This is a genomic window from Sphingomonas sp. NPDC079357 (genome assembly GCF_044901155.1).
Classification (GTDB): domain Bacteria; phylum Pseudomonadota; class Alphaproteobacteria; order Sphingomonadales; family Sphingomonadaceae; genus Sphingomonas.
The window spans coordinates 1-18838 of the sequence record NZ_JBJDOM010000008.1 but is presented as its reverse complement, the minus strand read 5'-3'; the positions used below and the strand labels follow the sequence as shown (position 1 = coordinate 18838).

Sequence of the window (18838 nt, the reverse complement as noted above, 5' to 3'; positions counted from 1 at the left end):
CAAGAAAGGGGTGTGACGGAGGATGCTGAAGCCTCCTCTCAGCCCGGCGTCGCACGCTTTGCCTGCGCCTCCGCGGTCAGCACCAATTCCGCCGCCAACAATGCGCCGGATTGATCCTGCGCCACGGACGTTCGCTCAACGATATCGTTGATGAACTGTGGCCCGAACGGTAGCGGCACCTTCGAACAATCGATGTAGCGTGTACCTTTGCGATCCGCGATAAACAGATGGTTGCCGCCGGATCGTCCGGCAATGTCGACATATTTCCGCAGTTCGATATAGCCCTCGGTGCCAAGGATGAAGAGCCGCCCGTCGCCCCAGGTCGGCAGGCCATCCGGGGTGAACCAATCGACGCGAATATACCCCGCACCACCGTCGCCGTGGAGCATCATATCGCCGAAATCCTCGAACTTCGGATGATCCGGGTGCGCGAAATTGCCGGTTTGCGACGCCAGCACCTGCGCGCGCGTGCTGCCTGTCAGATAGACGAACTGATCGGCCTGGTGGCTGCCGACATCGGTCAGGATGCCGCCGTTGCGCGCCGGGTCCCAGAACCAATCCGGCCGATTCGGCGCCGACAGGCGGTGCGGCGCGAGGTTGATCGTCTGGATCACGCGCCCGATCGCGCCGTCATGCACCATCTGCCCAGCCATTACGGCGGCGGGCACCTCCAGTCGCTCGGAATACATGATCCCATATTTGCGCCCGGTCTCCTTGATCGCGCGGCGCACCTCGGCAAGCTGCTGCAACGTTGTCACCGCCGCCTTGTCGCTCAGATAGTCCTTGCCCGCGCGCATGACGCGGATGCCGAGCGGCGCGCGGAGGCTGGGGATCGCGGCGCTGCATACCAGCTTGATCGCGCGGTCCTGCAGGATCTCATCTTCACCGCGCGCCAGCTTTGCGCCCGGGTACCGCTTCTGAAAAGCCGCGACCTGCTTGGGATCGCTGGCATAGAAGCTGGTGAGCACCCCGCCCCCGCGGATCATCGCGTCGGTAATGCCGTAGATGTGATTGTGATCCATGCCGATGACCGCGAACGGCACACGATATTTCGCCTCGGGCGCAGGCTTGGCGACCGCCGTCTCGGTTGGCGCGTCGCCGCGCGTGGCGGACTGTGCGAGAGCATCGCCCGCCAGCCCCATCAGTCCTGCCGTTAAACCCATGCCCAGCACCGCGCGCCGATCGGAATGCGTCATCGTCATTATCCCCTCATACCGTGACCAGCGAGGTCGGCCACGTCATTGCCATACCGCGGTCCATCGCCTGTTCGCCAAGCAGCGAGGCTACGCTCGCGTAATAGGCCTGCTGCAACAAGCCCGGGAGCGGTTTGCCCGAGCGGACAGCTTCGCCAAACCCTTCGAACTGCAGCATTGTCTCGTCATATTCGCCCCAACCTAGCGACTCGCCGGGCGTGGTCACGGGCAGTTCCGGGAACCAGGTCGCGCCACCAATGGGAATGGTGCGCTTGTGGCCGCGCTTCACATCGGCCTGCATGCGCTGCAAGGCCAACGCACGCGGCGGCACCTCCTGATAGATACGACCAAGCTCAGGCTCGATCGTGCCCTTGCTTCCCTGGATCTGCTCCTCGCACCCGTAACGCGCATTGTTGAGCAGTGACGTATAGATGACCTTCCGCCCGCCGGCATATTCGTAGATCAGCGCGACATGGTCATAGACCTCCCGCCCATCCTTCCAGAAACAGATGCTCCCCGAGCCGATCACACGTGTTGGCACTGCGTCGAGAAACCAGTTGCCGACCTGAAGCTGGTGCGTCGCCAGCTCGGTCATCAACCCGGCCGAACTTTCACGGTACAGTCGCCAATTGATGCGCCGATCGTCACTGTCAGACGGAACTGGACGACGCCAGGCATTGTTGCGGTGCCAACTCGCGCGTATCTGGGTGACGGGGCCGATCTCGCCTGCCTTTACGCGGCGCAACGCGTTGAGATAGGTTGGATGGAACATGCGTTGATGCCCGATCTGCAGCACCTTCCCGCGCGTACGTGCGCGCTCGACCATCGCACCGCAGTCGGCGATCGTCCGCGCCATCGCCTTTTCGCACCAGACGTGCAGCCCCGCGTCCATCGCGTCGAACGTATGCTGCGCGTGGCGGTGAAGCGGCGTTGCGATCACCACCGCATCCAGCCCCTTGGCATCGAGCATCGCGCGATGGTCGCTGAACTCGGGCGTGCCCGCCGCCACCCACTGCCGCGCCTTGACCAGATTCGGTGCGTAAGTGTCGCAGATCGCCGCGACCCGGCAATTCCGCGTCTTGGCGATGTTCTGAAGCAATGCGCGCCCTCGATCGCCGGTGCCGATCACGCCTAGCCGGACCTTGCCTGCCCCCGCCGTTTCCGCAGCGGCGGCCATCGCGACCCAGGGCGTTGCGGTTGCCATGATGCTGCCGGCACTCGCCATCAGCACCCGGTCGAGAAAGGTCCGGCGGGTCAGGTCAAAAAGCTGGTCGGTCATTACGCAAACATCCTGGTGGGTTGAGCGGACGCGAGATCGAAAAGCATCCGTCGCTTGCCAACATGCAGCCATCCCATGGCCGCGTCATCCGCCACGATCAGGGCGGTGCTCAACATTTCGGCCATCGCCCCGCTGCGGTTCACGACCACCGCGGTACGCGGAGCGACGACCGGGGTGCAGTCGCCGGGGCGCAGCAGCGCGGCGCGTTCTGGCGCAGCAAGCCCGGCGCCGATCGTTGCCGATATAGACAGGGCTTCATCGATCAGCTCGACCTCGACAAGCGTGACGTCGGGATGACGTGGATCAGGGATTGCGAATGACCAGGCGCCGCCGAGCGGATGCTCGCCGACCACGGCGATCGAACTCTCCCCGGCGGACAGCAATGCGCACCGTACGTCCGCGTCGCGAAGCGCGCTGACGGCACGATCGAGCGCATAGCCCTTACCGAAACCTCCGAAGTCGAGCGCGATCGGTGAAGAGCTGGCGATCGTCTTCGCCTCGCGGTCCAGCCGAAGTTGCGACCAGCCCGAGCCCACCTGACGTCGATCGACGGTCGGATCGAACAGTCCCGCCGTCTCGACGCGCGCTTCATCGATCCGGATCAACGCGTCGAGCAAAATGGGATCGCTGATCGGCGCGGCCTCATCGCGCCGAAGCGCGTCGTTCATCGCCGTCGCTGGCGAGGGACGATGGATCGTCAGCGCGTCGTCGACCATTTCGATTGCGCGCTGCGCCGCCGCCAGCGCTTCAGCGGCGCCGTCGCCGAAGCGGTGCAACTCGACGCGCGTGCCCATTGCGGAGAAGCACAACTCCCCCGTGGCTGGAGAACCAATCGTCGAGATGGCTGGCTGTGTCAGGCCCTGACCTCCCAGCCGGGCTGATAGTCTACCGTCCACAATTTCATCGCCTCCGCATCCGCTGGTTTGCCGGTGGCAGGATCGATCGTCAGGACGCTGTTGGTCCGGTAGGCGATGTTGCCAAGGTGGCAGAGCGTCGTGCTGACATGTCCCTCTGCAATCGGCGACGCCAGCACAGAGGCGTTGCCGCGGATCACGTCGACGAAGTTTCGCGCATGATAGACGTCGAGCACGCCCTCCCCGACCGTTCCCGTGGTTTCCGACGTCGCGGCGGCCTTTACCTGCCGGATCTGCTTGCCTGCCAGGTCATACAATTCGAAGCCGTTGCGGTCGACCACCGCCGACCCCTTCGTGCCGAGGAGCAACACGCCGCGCCCGCGTCCGTAGGTTTGCTGCGCGTTGCAGCTTTCGCCCTTCCAGCGGATCGCGCGGTCTCCATCATAGATCAGGTCAAGCGCAAGCGAATCGTACATTTCCCAATCGTCGCCGGCATGGAAACGCTTCGCCCCGCGAGCGGTCACGGTCTTGGGATAGGTGAGCCCCATCAGCCAGCGCGCGACGTCCAGCTCGTGCATCGCATTGTTGCAGATTTCGCCGGTGCCGTACTTCCAGAACCAGTGCCAATTGTAATGAACGAGGTTCGAGCGATAGTCGCCGCGCGGCCGTGGCCCCTGCCACAGATCCCAATTGAGATTACCGGGTGGCGGGACGACGCTGCCCTTGCCGATCGAGCCACGGTTATTCGCATACCAGGTCTGCGCCTCATAGACGTCACCCAGTTCGCCGGCACGGATCAGCGCCCCGAGCTGCTGCGTTTCGGGGCTCGATCGTTGCTGATTGCCGACCTGCAGGGTGCGCCCGGTGCGCTTCTGCGCCGAGATCAGCGCCTCACCCTCTGCCGGCGCGATGCCGATGGGCTTCTCCATGTAGCAATGGCGGCCTGCATCCATCGCATCGATCGCGAGCTTGGCGTGCCAATGGTCCGGCGTCGCCACGGTGATGACGTCGACGCCTTTCCGGTCGAGCAGGCGCCGATAGTCGCCCTCGGTCTTCACGCCGCTGTTGCCCTTGGCGGCGAACGCTGCCGCGCGTTTGGCGAGCACGTCGGAATCAACGTCGACGAGGTGCGTGATCGTCACGTTCGGCTGCTTGGCAAAGGCGCTCAGATGCGCTTGGCCACGGCCGTTGACGCCCACCACCGCTACCCGCAGCCGGTCGTTAGCGCCCTTGATCTGTGCATAGCTGCGCGCGCTGATCGCGACTCCAAGAGCGGCTCCGGCTCCGGTCAACATCGTTCGGCGATCGATCATCGGTCCATCCCCCTCAATATTCGCGAATTTTGATCGACCGGAAGTCGACGCGATTGCCATGGTCTTGTAACAGGATCGGCCCCTGTGTCCGTTCTCCGAACGCCGGCCATTTGGCATATTTGCTCTGTGCCACCAGCGCGCGAAACTCGGGCGAGCCACGTTCATACTCCACGACCTTGAAGCCGTTGAGCCAATGTTCAACGTGTCGCCCGCGCGACACGATCACGGCGCGGTTCCATTCGCCCGGCGGGTTGATCCGCTTCCCGGGACTGTCCGGGTCGGAAAGATTGCGCGCAGGGATGAGGTCATAGAGAGAGCCGAGCGTGCGATTGCCATCTCGCCCTCGCTTGGCATCGGGATGACGCGCATCGTCGAGAAGTTGATATTCCAGACCGATCGCCGACCCCTCCCCTTTCTGCAGATCAGGGTCGACGAAATATTTGATTCCGCTGTTCGCGCCTTCGGTCAGGCGAAAATCCACCGACAATTCGAAATTCCGATAGTCTCGGGTGGTGATGATGTCGCCACCGTTGGTCGATTCGGCCCCGTTCGCGCCCTGCACCGTCAGCAAGCCATTGGCCATCGACCAGCCTTTCGCAGGGAAGCCATTGCTCTTGACCGCCTTCCACCCGGCTGCGGTTTGACCATCCCACAACAGCTTCCAGCCAGCCTGACGCTCACCCGCGGACAAGCGATTCGACAGCCAGCCCTGCTGCGGCAGCCCCGTTGCGGGCATCGCGAAACGCGCCGGGCGATCGGTGATCATCCGCACGTTGCGGAAGCGCGCTTCGGGGTGGCGTGCCGCCTCGTCGTCAGGGATCGCGTGGACCTGAAAAGCGATAAAGCCGCGCGCATCCATATCATCGACGACGTCCGCCGCCGGTATGCCGTTGATCCACGTCCGCAGCCGGTTGCCGATCGCCTCGACGCGATAATGGTTCCAGTCGCCCGAACGGAAGGTGCGCCGCGCCGCTTCGTTGCGTCCCAGCGTGTAGAGCCATTGGCGCCGCTGCTCATCATAGAGCCCGCCACTCCACGCGCGCTTCGACGGGTCGATCTCCGCCTGATAGCCGAAGACGACGCCGTTTTGGTAATCGGGCCGGCTTTGCCCGCGGATCATCACGCCGGAATTGAGCGCCGGATCTGTCTTGGCATCGAACTCGATGATGAAGTCGCCATATCGTGCATCGGACACGAGCCAGCTGTTCGTCTTGCCCGGCTCGGCGCGGCCGACCAACTCTCCACCGGCGACGTCATAGGTGGCATTGCCGCCGACCTTGTGCCAGCCGGCCAGCCCGGCGCGCGGTGTCACATCACGCCACGGCGCACTCTGGCGGGCCGATTGCGGTGGCCGGGCGCTCCCGGCGGTGGACAATGTCGTGGCCAGCAACGCCGCCGCTGCCAAAGTACGGACCTTCATCAAGCACCCTGCCCTAAGTTGCGGGCCTGGCACTGGTGCCGGGCTCGTCATGTGTCGGGTGCTGTGCACCTCTCCGTGCCGGAGCCTAGGTCGCGGCCCGACCACTTGCAATAGACATGTCAGACATTGGCGGCTGCCCTACGTTGCGCTAGAGCAAGGCTTGGCGCGGTCACGGTCGATGCGCCCTGCGGACGGAACGGGACGATCGATGCGTAAGACAGAAAGTGGCGGCAAGCTGTATCGCGGGATCGTTGACGCGATCATGGCCGACATCGCTGCCGGCATCTATCCGGTCGGCGCGCGTCTGCCCGCCGAACGCGATCTGACCGAGCGCTTCGGAGTGAGTCGCCCGACGGTGCGCGAGGCAATGATCGCACTGGAAATGCAGGGAATTGTCGAAGCGCGCAAAGGATCGGGGGTATTCGTCCTGGCAACCGGCCCCACCGACGCGGGCCGCGAACTGGATATCGGCGCGTTCGAGATCACCGAGGCCCGTCGACTGCTGGAGGGCGAGGTGGCCGCCGTCGCCGCTACCGAGATCGATGCGGCGCAGCTCGCTGAATTGAGGGGGCTGCTCGGGCAAATGGAGCAGAGTGACGTCACGGTAGCAGAGGATGCGGATCGACGCTTTCACATCGCGATCGCCGAAGCGACCGGCAACGCAGTTATCATCGCAGCCGTCACCGACTTCTGGGACATGCGCTTCCGCTCGCCGCTTGCGCGCGAAGTGCTTGTGAAGGCTGGCAGCCTCGGGACCGAAAGTCGGATGGCCGAACATGGCCGCATCCTTGCCGCGCTTGAGGCGCGTTCGCCTGTCGACGCGCGAAACGCGATGCGCGACCATCTGTCGCGGGTCATCGACCACCTGCTCGACGTTACGGAAACCGAGGCAGTCGAACGCGCACGCGCGGAGGCGACGCAACGGCGTCACGCGCTTGCCCGCCGCTCAGTTTAAAGCGAGGTGCCGCATTGTCAGCATGGACTGACAATGTTACCTGACAACTAGGCAAGGACGCGCTCGGTCGACTGTCACAAGACAGCGGCCGGCCTGCACAACGCAGCGCGCCGGCCGACAGGGAGAGGGCATTTGAACAGTCAGCACCGCTATAAGCGTCATCTGTACGTTTCGATCAGCTTGATGAGCATGGTCGCCGCCGCGCCGCTTTCCGCCCAAACAGGGGCACAGGCTCCCTCTCCGGCCGCCGCCAGCGCGGATCAGGAACTTCCCGAGGGACAGGTCGCCGACATCGTCGTCACCGGCTTCCGCGCGTCGCTGAACAACGCGCTCAACCAGAAGCGCACGGAAACGGCCGCGGTCGACAGCATCGTCGCGGAAGACATCGGCAAATTTCCTGACTCGAACCTAGCCGAATCGATGCAGCGCATCCCAGGCGTTGCCTTGTCGCGTGGTGACGGGGGCGAGGGGCGCAACATCTCCGTTCGCGGGCTCGGCGCACAATTCACACGCGTGCGGATCAACGGCATGGAAGGCGTGTCACAGGTCAGCGGCAGCGACATCCGCGGTGGCGTGGCGACGGGGCGATCGTTCGACTTCGTGACCTTCCCCACCGAAATCTTCTCGGCGCTGTCGGTGCGCAAGACGATGTCGGCCGATGTCGAGGAAGGCTCGCTAGGCGCGACCGTCGACCTGCGCGCGCCCCGCCCGTTCGACCAGAAGAAAGACTTTGTCTTCTCGGGCACCGCACGCGGTATCTACAACGACATCAAGAAGGACGTCGACCCGCGCCTGTCGGCGCTCTTCTCGAAGAAGTTCGGCGACACGTTCGGGATCCTCGGCAGCATCGCTTATTCCAAGCGGCGCATCGACGAATACGCCTATTCTGCCGTTGATGTGGTTCCGACCTATGTCTACGGACTTGAGGCGCCATCGAGTGTTCCACGGACATCCACCGACCCGCTCATCGGCAATGGCCCGAACCGTTCGCTGATCCTCCCCTTCTGCACTCCCGTCGGCTACACCTATCGCGGCGTGGCGGTGAACAGCCCCGGTATCGGCTTCAACCAGTCGAACGGCGCCTCGATCGGCGCGGACGCCAACAATTGCAGCACCAACAATCCCCGCACCGGCACCGCAGCGGCCTATGACTACATCATGAGCCGCACGGGTGCGAACGGACGCCCCGGCGGCGGCGTGTTCCTGCCGCGCCTGCCGCGCCCGGTGAAGAGCAGCCAGGATCAGCAGCGCATCGCGGGATCGCTGACGCTGCAGTGGAAGCCGAGCGATCTCACCGACATCTCGATCGACGGCCTTTATTCACGCTTCAAGGTGAACCGCCTCGACACGATGTTCGACGCGCGCTCGTTCGGTCGTGCGCTATCGAACAACGGTCAGCCGCTCACGTCGGTGCGCGAGATCGAGGTCGACGACAACGGCTCGCTGATCCACGGACTGTTCGACGGTGTCGATCTCCGCTCGGAGATGCAGGACGAAAAGTTCACCTCGGAGTACAAGCAGGTCAATCTCAACTTCGACCATCGCTTCTCCGACACGTTTCGGGTCTTCGGTCTTGCCGGCATCAATCGTTCCGAACTCGACGTAAACCGACTGCAGGTTGCAATCGATTCGAACGACACGCGTAATTGGTCCATCGACTTCCGCGACAATCCCGACATTCCGAAGATCGGCTACGGCATCGACACCACCAATCCGGCGGTCTTCCAATATGGTCCGCCGCTCGCCACCGGTGATCAGCGCGGGCAGTTGTCCAATTTCATCCGTCGTAACACGATCACCAGTAAGACCTTTGAGCTGAACACCGAGTGGAAGGCCGCTCCCGGCTTCACGGTGCAGGTCGGCGGTCAATATCGCACCAACGAATATGTGGCGCGCGAACGGCAACTGACGAATACGACGCCGCTGGCGTTGCCCGCCGGCGTGTCGATCAGCGACTTCACCTTTGTCACCACCGGTGTCGGCAAAAATCTCGGCGGCCAGCTTCAGGATTTCGTGGCGGTCGACCCTGACAAGTTCCGGCGCGCGGTCAATTTCGATACCTACAGCTATTGCAACGTCGAGTGTGCGCGCGGCACCTACGGCGGGGTCAGCGAGAAATACTCGACCGGCTATATGATGTTCAAGTTCGATACCAGCAACGTGCTGCCATTCGAGCTGCGCGGCGACGCCGGGGTGCGCTACGTTCATACGAAGCTGGATACCTACGGCCCGATCACCACCGCCGCGCCGGCCGGTGCGCCGTTCGCCTCGCGCTTCGTCATTTCCGAGGTCGGCCGGTCCTATGACGACTGGCTGCCGTCGATGAACCTCGCGCTCAACGTCACGCCCGATCTGATCGCGCGTCTGTCCGCCTCGCGCGTGATGTCGCGCCCTTCCTACGGGCAGTTGATCCCCGCCGGCAGCGCCAACCTGGTCATCCAGACGGCGTCGTTCAGCAATCCGTTCCTTGAGCCGATCCGCGCCAATACGTTCGACGCGGCGCTTGAATGGTATTTCGCGCCGGGCTCGCTGATCTCGCTCGCGTACTTCTACAAGAATATCGAAACCTACATCCAGACGACCAGCACGAGCGTCGCGTTCCAGGACATCGGCCTGCCGCTGTCGCTGCTGTCGGGCACGCTGCTGAACGGCAATGACCAATTCACCGTTCAGCGCAGCAACAACACGCCGGGCGGTCCGCTTCGCGGATTCGAGGTCAATGTGCAGCTGCCGTTCCGCTTCCTGCCGGGGGCGCTCAGCAACTTCGGCGCGTTGGCGAACTTCACGCGGGTGCGCTCGAACATCAACTACATCATCTCACCGACACTCTCGCGCACCGCGCCGCTTGTCGGGCTCTCGCCGGAAACCGCCAGCGGCACGCTCTATTACGAGGACAGCCGTTTCAGCATCCGCTCGACTGTCAACTACCGCTCGTCGTTCCTTACCGCGGTGCCGAGCGGCTCGGTCGACGCAGATTCCACCTCGAACTCCAGCTCGATCTTCGTCGACGCTTCCGCGTCGTATAACCTTACGGAAAATATCAAGCTGATCGCCGAGGTGTCGAACATCACCAACGAGACCAACCGACTGACGGTAGACACCGTTCGTCAGGATCCGCTCTACACCGCCTATTTCGGGCGCACTTACGCGCTCGCGATCAACTTCCAGCTCTGACCTCACGGATGCCGATGACCGATCAAAGCCCTGCACCGCTCAAGGCGGGTGGCAACATTCGCTGGGTGATCTGCGCCCTGCTGTTCTTCGCCACAACGATCAATTACATCGATCGGCAGGTCATCGGCATCCTCAAGCCCACGCTCCAGTCGGAGCTCGGCTGGTCCGAGATCGACTATGGCACGATCGTCTTCTGGTTCCAGGCGGCCTATGCGATCGGGCTGCTGGCATGTGGGCCGATCATCGACAAGGTCGGCTCGAAGCTCGGTTATGCTGCTGCGATCACCCTGTGGAGCGTCGCGGCGATGATCCATGCCCTGGTGCGCAGCCCCGGCGGGTTCGCCATGGCGCGCTTCGCACTGGGGCTTGGAGAGGCTGCCAACTTCCCCGCAGCAATCAAAACGGTCGCCGAATGGTTTCCCAAGAAGGAGCGCGCGCTGGCGGCGGGTATCCTGAACGCCGGCGCCAATGTCGGTGCGATCGCCACGCCGATCGTCGTTCCGATGATCGCGCTCAGCTATGGGTGGCGCGCCGCGTTCATCATTACCGGCGCGCTGGGCTTTATCTGGCTGGCGGCATGGCTGCTCTTCTACCGCGCCCCCGCAGAGCACCCGCGCGTTCGCGCGCAGGAACTGGCCTATATCACCGCCGATCAGGATAATGACGCGGGGACCGCGCCGATCCCGTGGCGGCAGTTGTTCCGTCGCCGCGCGACGTGGGCGTTCGTTATCGCCAAATTTCTCACCGACCCAGTCTGGTATCTCTTCCTCTTCTGGTTGCCGGATTTTTTCGCGAAGCGGCACGGCCTCGATCTCAAGACCTTCGGCCCGCCATTGATCGCAGTCTATCTGCTCGCGGACGTCGGCAGTATTGGCGGCGGATGGCTGTCATCGGCGCTCATCAAGCGCGGCTTCAGCGTCAACGCGGGGCGGAAGCTCGCTCTGCTCGTATCCGCGATCCTCGTGACCCCGATCGTCTTCGCCAGCAGCGTGTCGAGCCTCACCGCGGCGGTCGCGATCATCGGGCTGGCGGCGGCGGCGCACCAGGGCTGGTCGTCGAACCTCTACACGATGGTGTCGGATACCTTCCCGCGCACCTCGATTGCCTCCGTCATGGGGATCGGCGGCGCGGCCGGCGCGGTCGGCGGGATGATCATGGCCAAGTACGTCGGGCAGGTGCTGGAGACGGTCGGCACCTATGTTCCGGTGTTCCTGTGGGCCGGCAGCGCCTACCTGATCGCCCTTCTGCTCGTTCACCTGCTGGTACCAAAGCTCGATAGCAAGGCGACCAGCTAATCAGGCGTCACCCCGCGCTCCACGCGGGGTAACGGATCAATCCTGAACCGTCAGCGTCTTGGCCAAGGCTGCGTGCCACCCGGCGGCGAGGGTTGCGCGAGCCTCCCCGGCCATTTTCGGCTCGAAGCACGCACCACGTGCCCAGGTCGCCGCCAGCGCGTCGAGGTCCTTCCACACGCCCGTTGCCAATCCGGCGTGGAAGGCCGCGCCCAACGCGGTCGTCTCCAGGTGGCGCGGGCGCTCGACCGGCACCTGCAACATGTCGGCGAGGAATTGACACAGCCAGTCATTGGCCGCCATGCCGCCGTCGACACGGATCGTCGCAGGCGGATCTCCACCGTCCGCGACCATCGCATCGGCCAGATCCATTGTCTGATATCCGACCGCCTCCAACGCCGCACGCGCCAAATGCGCCTGGGTCGAGCCCAGCGTCAGCCCGAAGATCGCGCCGCGCGCGTCCGGGTCCCAATGCGGCGCGCCCAGCCCCACGAACGCCGGGACCATATACACGCCGTGACTGTCAGGAACCTGCGTCGCCATATCGTCGGTGTCGCGCGCGTGAGTAATGACGCCGATGCCGTCGCGCAGCCATTTCACCGCTGCTCCGGCGATAAAGATCGACCCCTCCAGGGCGTAGGTCACCTGGCCGCCCAGCCGGTAGGCAGGTGTCGTCAGCAGCCGATGCTCCGACGCGACCGCTTCCTCGCCGGTGTTGAGCAACATGAAACACCCGGTGCCATAGGTCGACTTGACCATGCCCTTGGCGAAACACGCCTGCCCGAACAGGGCCGCCTGCTGGTCGCCGGCCACCCCGGCGATCGGGATGGCGGCGTCGAACAGCCCGTCGGCCGTATGACCGAAGATGTGGCTGTTGTCGTGCACCTCGGGCAGCATTGCCATCGGAACGTCGAACAGCGCGCACAACTCCTCGTTCCAGCGTTGCGCATGGATATCGTAGAGCAACGTGCGACTGGCGTTGGTGATGTCGGTAGCGTGGACCGCACCCCCGGTCAGCCGCCACAGCAGAAAGCTGTCGATCGTCCCGAACGCGAGCTCACCCTGCTCCGCCCGCGCGCGCGCGCCCTCGACATGGTCGAGGATCCACGCCAGCTTTGTTGCGGAGAAATACGGATCGAGCAGCAGCCCGGTCTTGGCGCGCACGGCGCTTTCGTGCCCGGCTTCCTTCAATCGCGCGCACAGCTCGGCGGTGCGCCGGTCCTGCCACACGATCGCCTTGTGGATCGCCTCGCCGGTGGCACGATCCCAGACCACAACGGTTTCACGCTGATTGGTGATGCCGATCCCCGCAATGCCCTCAGCGCCTACCCCGCTGTTCGCCACAGCCTCGCGCGCGGTCGCCAGCGTATCGCGCCAGATGTCCTCAGGATCGTGCTCCACCCAGCCCGGCTGCGGGTAATGCTGTGTGAATTCGCGCTGAGCAGTCGCGACCGGCTGCGTCGCCGCATCGAAAACGATGGCGCGCGTAGAGGTGGTGCCTTGATCGATCGCCAAAATATGCTGCGGACCCGCCACGTCTCTCTCCTCGATTGTCAGCGCTGCGCGCGAGGCGGCAGATAGGGGCGTACCAGATATTGATAGATCGCCGCACCGGTTACCCCACCCACCAACGGACCGGCGATCGGCACCCACCAGTAATTTCCGGGCCCGGGCAGCGCAGAGTCGCCCCAGCCGATCAGCCAGCAAAACAGCCGCGGGCCGAAATCACGCGCCGGGTTGATTGGCCATCCCTCAAGATACCCCGCCGACGCCCCGATGCACGCGACCAGCAGGCCGATGATGAGTGCACTGGCATTCGCCATCGGCGCCTGCGTGTTGAATTCGTCGGTGATCGCGAAAATGCCCAGCAACAGGATCGCCGTCAGCACCACCTCATCCCAAAAGGCATGGCCAGCGGTGATATGCGCGCCGGGCGCGGTGAAGAACACGCCTGCCGCACCGCCCGTGGCGCGGGTCAGGCCGTGCGCGCTATTGAACGCCTCGATTACCGGGCCGAACAATTGATAGACCAGCGCCGCGCCGATCATCGCTCCGAGCACCTGCGCCGCGACATAGGGCAGCACCTTGCGCTTGGGAAAGTCGCGGAACAGTGCGAGCGCCACCGTCACCGCCGGATTGGCGTGCGTTCCCGACACCGCCCCGGTCACGTAGATCGCCAGCGTCACCGCCAGGCCCCAGGCGATGCATACGCCCCAGTAAGCGGTGGCATACGGACTGGGATCATAGAGGATCAGCATTGCCGCCGCGGAATCGCCCAAGGTGATGATGATCGCCACCGCCAGTGCTTCGGCGATCAATTCGCCCCTGAAGCCATGCTGCCCCGTCACGCGCTGCCCTCCCCCGCGCCTCACACGGGCGCTGCAGCTACCTTCCTGTGTTTGTGCGGCAGGTCAATGCCGCTTTGAAGCAACCGCGGGACTTGCCATATGTTGCCCGAACTCAACCGCTACGAGGGTCAGGTGCAGCAATCCACAGGATCAGCCGCTTTCGATGTCGATCTGCTGGTCGTGGGCGGCGGCATCAATGGCACCGGCATCGCCCGCGACGCCGCCGGGCGCGGGCTCTCGGTGCTGCTGGTCGAGCAGGACGATCTTGCCAGCCACACGTCTTCAGCCTCCACCAAGCTGATCCACGGTGGCTTACGGTATCTCGAATATCGCGAGTTCCGGCTGGTACGCGAGGCGCTGATCGAGCGCGAACGGTTGTGGCGGATGGCACCGCACATCATCTGGCCGCTCGAATTCGTCCTCCCGCAAAGCAATTCGCCGCGCCCGGCGTGGCTCGTGCGGCTCGGCCTGTTTCTCTACGATCATCTCGGCGGGCGCGATCGGCTGCCGGCCACGCGCACGGTCGCACTCGATCGCGATCGGGTTGGCCGCGGGCTGAAGCCGGGCGATCCCAAGGCGTTCGTCTACTCGGATTGCTGGGTCGAAGACAGCCGACTCGTCGTCCTCAACGCGCGCGACGCCGCTGATCGCGGTGCGACGATCCTGACCCACACCCGCCTTGTCGACGCGCGCCGCGGAGGCGCCGACGGTTGGACCGCAACGATCGAAGACGCTTCCGGCCGCCACCAGGTCCGCGCCCGTGCACTCGTCAACGCCGCCGGGCCGTGGGTCGCGAATGTGCTCGATGTCATACCCGACGCGCGTCGCGATCGTGGCGTGCGACTGGTCAAGGGCAGCCATATCGTCGTGCCGCGACTCTACGACGGTGCACATGCCTTCTTGCTCCAGAACCCGGATCGTCGCGTGGTCTTCGCCATTCCATACGAGCAGAACTTCACGCTGGTCGGCACCACCGATGAGGCTTGGCAGGGCAAGCCGGGCCGCGCGGTCATCGACCAGCAGGAAACCGACTATCTACTCGGCACCATCGCGCGTTATTTCGAGCAAAGCGTGACACCGGAAGAGATCGTCTGGACCTATTCGGGTATTCGTCCGCTCTACGACGACCATGCCGCCAACGCCTCTGCGGTCACGCGCGATTACGTGCTCGATCTGGATACCGGCAAGGACGGCGCGCCGATGTTGAGCGTCTTTGGCGGGAAGATCACCACGTATCGCAAATTGGCCGAACATGCACTTCAGGAACTGGCGCGGTTCTTCCCGGCGGCTGGCCCAGCCTGGACCGCCGATGCTGCGCTACCCGGCGGTGATATCGCCGATGCCGATTTCGAGGGATATCTGAAGACGTTGCAGGCGCGTTATCCTGCGCTTCCGGCCCCGCTGCTCCGGCGACTGGCGCGCGCCTACGGCACCCGCGCCGAACGGTTGCTCGGGAATGCCAAAACCACCGCGGATCTGGGAGAAGATTTCGGCGGCGGTCTGTTCACGCGCGAGGTCGACTATCTGTGTGACGACGAATGGGCATCAAGCGCCGAGGATGTTCTTTTCCGACGCAGCAAGCTCGGCCTGCATGTGCCGCCGGGTACGGCTGCCCGGCTCGACGCCTATCTTGCCCAACGACTTAGTGGATCAAGCCATGACGACTGACCAGCGCGTTGAAGGCGTCTGCCGACAGGGGTGACGCAAAGACGCAGCCAGCGACCAGATCGTCCGCCCAGACCACCATCGCGGCTATCATGCCAAGGCCGGGCAGGTTGAGCCAGATCGGCTGATTGCGATCCATGCTGGAGAAGGTCAGCAGGCGACACCCATGCTCCGAAAGATCCACGACCTTGCATAAGGTGCGTGCCATGCCGCTCTGCTCGGCAGGGGTTTCCAGCTCCAGACGCGCACGCTTGCTGCGGCGAAAAGGGCGAGCGGCAGGGGTATATTCGGCTGCGAACATGGCGGCGAGCCTACGCCGCCATGCTTAACGGGGAGTTAAGGCTGCTGCAATTACTTGCGCAGCGTAAGACCGCCACCGAAACGCTTGTTGAAGCGCGCGACCTGGCCGCCCGCGTCGAGCACCTGACCACGGCCGCCGGTCCATGCCGGATGCGCCAAGGGGTCGATCTCGAGCGTCATCGTGTCGCCTTCCTTGCCCCAGGTGGAGCGAGTCTCATACACGGTGCCGTCGGTCATCTGGACCTTGATCATATGATAGTCGGGATGCGTGTCTTTCTTCATGGGTCGTGCTCCGAAATGGCTGGTTCCGACCAGCCTGAAAGGAAGGCGCGCGCCTAATCGAAACGCGCGCCGAAGTCAAAGCCGTCGTCGCGTCAGCCGCGCTTCGGCGGATCCGCGATCATGGCGGTGAAGTTCGCCTCCGCGGCGACCTGTCCGTCGATCTTCGCGACGCCGGCGAACTTGCACACCGACGAGCGCTTTTGGACGAACTCCACTTCAAGCGTCAGCAGCACGCCCGGCTCCACCGGTTTGCGGAACTTTGCGCCGTCGATCGCCATGAAATAGACCAGCTTGCCCGAACCGGCGAGACCGAGGCTTTCGACCGCGAGCACGCCGGCGGCTTGCGCCAGCGCCTCGACGATCAGCACGCCTGGCATGATCGGGCGACCGGGGAAGTGACCCTGGAAGAAGCCTTCGTTGATCGTCACCGCCTTGATCGCACGGATCGAGCGATGGCGAACGATCTCCTCGACCCGGTCGACCAACAGCATCGGGTAACGATGCGGCAGCGCCGCCATCACATCCACGATGTCGAGCGGGCCGATCGGCCCGCCCGTTGCGTCGCTCGTCGCCTCGCTCACCGGCCGGTGGGGGTGCGGGTGGTCGCCGCCGGTGCGGCCGGGGCGGTGGCGGGCGCAGCAGCGGCAGCCTCACCCTGCTGGCCGGGCTGCCAGTTGGCGGGCGGAGTGATCCCGACCGTCGGAACCAGGCGGTCCAGCTCGGCAGTGATCGCCGAGGTGATGTCGGTGGTCGGCTGTGCGAACAGCGCGGCGTTCGGACGCAGCAGCAGGCTGACGTTCTTGGCGCGAACGGCGCCGTTCACCGCGTCCGGCAGCTTGGCCGAGATCTGCTCGACCGCATAGGCCTGCGCGCGGGTTGCCGGACCGGTCAGACGCTGCAACTCGGCATTGGCGGTCTGCTCGCGGGTCTGGATCGCCTGCGCCTGGGTGCGCAACGAGGCCTCGGTCGCACCGGGAGCGGCAGCGGCCTTCTGATAGGCGACAACCAGCGGCTGCAGCTCGGCCTGGACGGCCTGGCGGCGCGTGTTCGCCTGATCGAGCTGCGCCTTGTAGGTCGTCTGGATCTGCGTACGTGCGGTTGCCCATGCCTTGGAATTCGCGACGGCCGCCTCGGGATCGGCCACGGCGATGCCGGCAACCTGTGCGGTCGCGGACGCGGCGGTGAACGCACCCGGCGTCACGAGCGCAGCGGCGAGCAGAAGGTGCTTGAAGTTGGTCATCAGAACTGAGTCCCTACGTTGAATGTGATAAGCTTACGATCATCGCCCGGCTGCGAGATCAGCGCCTTGGCGAGATCGATGCGCAGCGGCCCGAATGGCGAATTCCAGTTCACGCCGATGCCCACCGACACGCGCGGCCTTGCCGAATTGCCAAGGAAGCGCTCTTCAAATGGTTGCGACGCAATCTGCGGCGAATTGGGGACAATGCCGTTACACCCGCCATTCCCGTTCGGAATACCGGCGGCGCAGGTGGTCGGCACCAGCACGCCCGCGGCGTTGACGTATGAGTAAAGCGGGTTACCCGCAGTGTCCTTGACCGCCAGCGGTAGCACGACCGTATTGCCGTTGGCATCAGTGGTCGTGTCGAAAGTCGCCGTTTTGAGTGGCTCGGTGATGTTGAACAGACTGCCGAACTGCGCATAGATCGACGGTCGCAGCCCCATCTCGCGCGCGCCCGACCCGAGCGGCAGCTCGACTTCGAACCGGCCGAGATAATAGGCCGTACCACCCAGCGCATCATCGACCAGCTGATCGCGATCGGTGATCAGGATCTGCTTGCCCGTGGAATCAGTGGTGTAATAGCGGCGCTGGACGCGGGGCCCGACGCCACGGATGTCAAAGCCCCGGAATTGCGGCTCACCAAGGTAGAAGCGATCGTTGATGCGAACCCGGTCGACGCCCGGGCCGCGCGACTTTTCCAGCGACTTTATATAGCCGCCCTCGCCGACGAACGAGCCGATGAACCCGCTGCCAAGATTGACGAACTTGGAGAAGTCGAGCTTGGAGCGAAGGTACTTCACATCGCCGCCGAGGCCGGCAAAATCCTGACTGAAGACAAACCGCTGTCCGGCAGTCGGGCGAAGGCGGCTGTTGAGACTGTCAAAGATCAGCGAATAGCCGATCGATGACGTCAGACGATTCCCCAGCGAATCACACAGATAGCGCCCCGCCTTCAGCGGATCGCACTTTCCGTTGGTGTAGAAGCTGTTCTGGTCCAGCCCGACCTCATCATAGGAAAATTGATAGCGTCCGGCCAGCTGCCAGTATTCGGTCAGCGGCACGCCCGTGCGAATCTGGAAACCCGTCGATACCTGGCTGTACGTGGTATTGCGGTTCGTGCCGATAAAGTTGAACGCGTTATAATCGCGCCGGAAAACGTCGACACCCAGCGCGATATTCTTGTCGAAGACGTACGGCTCGGTGAAGCCGAGCTGGAGCGACTTGGAGTAGCTGGAATAATTAACGCCAGCGCTGAGCGTCTGCCCCTTGCCGCGAAAATTGTTCTGCGTAATGTTCGCCTGGATGATGAAGCGTTCGAGGCTCGAAAAGCCCGCCGAAAGCTGCAGCTGCCCGGTCGACCGCTCCTCGACGTTGGCGTCCAGCACCACGCGATCCGGCGCCGAGCCCGGCGTCTGCTTGATTTCGAACTTGTCCTGGAAGAACCCGAGCGAGTTGATGCGATCCTGCGAGCGCTTCACCTGGAAGCTGTTGAACGCGTCGCCCTCACCCAGACGCACTTCGCG

The 18838-nt window shown here is 64.0% G+C and carries 16 protein-coding genes; 4 read left to right on the top strand and 12 right to left on the bottom strand.

All coding sequences use genetic code 11. The features are described 5' to 3' along the window. Positions 1-38 precede the first annotated feature (38 nt). Genes ACI2JO_RS17365 through ACI2JO_RS17345 form a run of 5 tightly spaced genes read right to left on the bottom strand, consistent with a single transcriptional unit; the run spans position 39 to position 6059 of the window. Positions 39-1196 (bottom strand): Gfo/Idh/MocA family protein, encoded by a 1158-nt coding sequence (locus tag ACI2JO_RS17365; RefSeq protein ID WP_404721869.1) that lies wholly within the window; start codon positions 1194-1196, stop codon positions 39-41. 13 nt (positions 1197-1209) lie between these two features. Further along, complete coding sequence (locus ACI2JO_RS17360; protein WP_404721868.1) at positions 1210-2472, bottom strand: Gfo/Idh/MocA family protein; 1263 nt, start codon at positions 2470-2472, stop codon at positions 1210-1212. After that, positions 2472-3266, bottom strand: coding sequence for an FAD:protein FMN transferase (locus ACI2JO_RS17355; RefSeq protein ID WP_404721867.1), 795 nt, complete (start codon positions 3264-3266; stop codon positions 2472-2474). Before ACI2JO_RS17355 ends, ACI2JO_RS17360 begins: the two co-directional genes overlap by 1 nt. Positions 3267-3325: 59 nt before the next feature. Continuing rightward, the gene (locus ACI2JO_RS17350; protein WP_404721866.1) at positions 3326-4639 is read right to left on the bottom strand and encodes a Gfo/Idh/MocA family protein; all 1314 of its coding nucleotides are present in this window, start codon (positions 4637-4639) and stop codon (positions 3326-3328) included. Between the two features lie 13 nt (positions 4640-4652). Beyond that, entirely contained in the window at positions 4653-6059 is a 1407-nt protein-coding gene (locus ACI2JO_RS17345) for a DUF1080 domain-containing protein (protein ID WP_404721865.1), read from the bottom strand. Between the two features lie 208 nt (positions 6060-6267). On the opposite strand from ACI2JO_RS17345, the gene ACI2JO_RS17340 reads away from it, so the two are divergent. The 3 genes from ACI2JO_RS17340 to ACI2JO_RS17330 all read left to right on the top strand — a co-directional run bounded on the left by ACI2JO_RS17340 (position 6268) and on the right by ACI2JO_RS17330 (position 11483). Beyond that, complete coding sequence (locus ACI2JO_RS17340; RefSeq protein WP_404721864.1) at positions 6268-7014, top strand: FadR/GntR family transcriptional regulator; 747 nt, start codon at positions 6268-6270, stop codon at positions 7012-7014. Between the two features lie 132 nt (positions 7015-7146). Further along, entirely contained in the window at positions 7147-10188 is a 3042-nt protein-coding gene (locus ACI2JO_RS17335) for a TonB-dependent receptor (protein ID WP_404721863.1), read from the top strand. 14 nt (positions 10189-10202) lie between these two features. Continuing rightward, the gene (locus tag ACI2JO_RS17330) at positions 10203-11483 is read left to right on the top strand and encodes an MFS transporter (RefSeq protein ID WP_404721862.1); all 1281 of its coding nucleotides are present in this window, start codon (positions 10203-10205) and stop codon (positions 11481-11483) included. A gap of 36 nt (positions 11484-11519) precedes the next feature. Here ACI2JO_RS17330 and glpK read toward each other — a convergent pair whose 3' ends face one another. Both glpK and ACI2JO_RS17320 read right to left on the bottom strand, forming a co-directional pair. Further along, a complete protein-coding gene (gene glpK / locus ACI2JO_RS17325; protein WP_404721861.1) occupies positions 11520-13016 on the bottom strand; it encodes a glycerol kinase GlpK in 1497 nt (498 codons plus the stop codon). 17 nt (positions 13017-13033) lie between these two features. Beyond that, positions 13034-13828, bottom strand: a complete 795-nt coding sequence (locus ACI2JO_RS17320) for an MIP/aquaporin family protein (protein ID WP_404721860.1) — start codon at positions 13826-13828, stop codon at positions 13034-13036. A 99-nt stretch (positions 13829-13927) separates the two neighbouring features. Here ACI2JO_RS17320 and ACI2JO_RS17315 point away from each other — a divergent pair, with 99 nt between their 5' ends. Continuing rightward, the gene (locus ACI2JO_RS17315; protein ID WP_404721859.1) at positions 13928-15496 is read left to right on the top strand and encodes a glycerol-3-phosphate dehydrogenase; all 1569 of its coding nucleotides are present in this window, start codon (positions 13928-13930) and stop codon (positions 15494-15496) included. Here the strand turns inward: ACI2JO_RS17315 and ACI2JO_RS17310 are convergent. The 5 genes from ACI2JO_RS17310 to ACI2JO_RS17290 all read right to left on the bottom strand — a co-directional run. Beyond that, positions 15471-15794 (bottom strand): PilZ domain-containing protein, encoded by a 324-nt coding sequence (locus ACI2JO_RS17310; RefSeq protein ID WP_404721858.1) that lies wholly within the window; start codon positions 15792-15794, stop codon positions 15471-15473. The two genes, ACI2JO_RS17315 and ACI2JO_RS17310, sit on opposite strands and share 26 nt — an antisense overlap. Positions 15795-15844: 50 nt before the next feature. Next, a complete protein-coding gene (gene rpmE / locus ACI2JO_RS17305) occupies positions 15845-16075 on the bottom strand; it encodes a 50S ribosomal protein L31 (RefSeq protein ID WP_028965840.1) in 231 nt (76 codons plus the stop codon). A gap of 92 nt (positions 16076-16167) precedes the next feature. After that, positions 16168-16656 carry a 3-hydroxyacyl-ACP dehydratase FabZ gene (gene fabZ / locus ACI2JO_RS17300; protein WP_404721857.1) on the bottom strand — a complete coding sequence of 163 codons (489 nt, stop codon included), beginning with the start codon at positions 16654-16656 and terminating at the stop codon, positions 16168-16170. Next, the gene (locus ACI2JO_RS17295) at positions 16653-17315 is read right to left on the bottom strand and encodes an OmpH family outer membrane protein (protein WP_404721856.1); all 663 of its coding nucleotides are present in this window, start codon (positions 17313-17315) and stop codon (positions 16653-16655) included. The genes fabZ and ACI2JO_RS17295 overlap by 4 nt, the downstream gene beginning before the upstream one ends. Beyond that, on the bottom strand, positions 17315-18838 hold a 1524-nt coding region (locus ACI2JO_RS17290; RefSeq protein WP_404721855.1), incomplete at its 5' end, for a BamA/TamA family outer membrane protein. The genes ACI2JO_RS17290 and ACI2JO_RS17295, both read right to left, overlap by 1 nt.

Coding starts and splice junctions, on each gene's coding strand:
- ACI2JO_RS17365 (WP_404721869.1), bottom strand. CDS start 1,196: ATGACGCATTCCGATCGGCGCGCGGTGCTGGGCATGGGTTTAACGGCA.
- ACI2JO_RS17360 (WP_404721868.1), bottom strand. CDS start 2,472: ATGACCGACCAGCTTTTTGACCTGACCCGCCGGACCTTTCTCGACCGG.
- ACI2JO_RS17355 (WP_404721867.1), bottom strand. CDS start 3,266: ATGGGCACGCGCGTCGAGTTGCACCGCTTCGGCGACGGCGCCGCTGAA.
- ACI2JO_RS17350 (WP_404721866.1), bottom strand. CDS start 4,639: ATGATCGATCGCCGAACGATGTTGACCGGAGCCGGAGCCGCTCTTGGA.
- ACI2JO_RS17345 (WP_404721865.1), bottom strand. CDS start 6,059: ATGAAGGTCCGTACTTTGGCAGCGGCGGCGTTGCTGGCCACGACATTG.
- ACI2JO_RS17340 (WP_404721864.1), top strand. CDS start 6,268: ATGCGTAAGACAGAAAGTGGCGGCAAGCTGTATCGCGGGATCGTTGAC.
- ACI2JO_RS17330 (WP_404721862.1), top strand. CDS start 10,203: ATGACCGATCAAAGCCCTGCACCGCTCAAGGCGGGTGGCAACATTCGC.
- ACI2JO_RS17315 (WP_404721859.1), top strand. CDS start 13,928: ATGTTGCCCGAACTCAACCGCTACGAGGGTCAGGTGCAGCAATCCACA.
- ACI2JO_RS17310 (WP_404721858.1), bottom strand. CDS start 15,794: ATGTTCGCAGCCGAATATACCCCTGCCGCTCGCCCTTTTCGCCGCAGC.
- rpmE (WP_028965840.1), bottom strand. CDS start 16,075: ATGAAGAAAGACACGCATCCCGACTATCATATGATCAAGGTCCAGATG.
- ACI2JO_RS17295 (WP_404721856.1), bottom strand. CDS start 17,315: ATGACCAACTTCAAGCACCTTCTGCTCGCCGCTGCGCTCGTGACGCCG.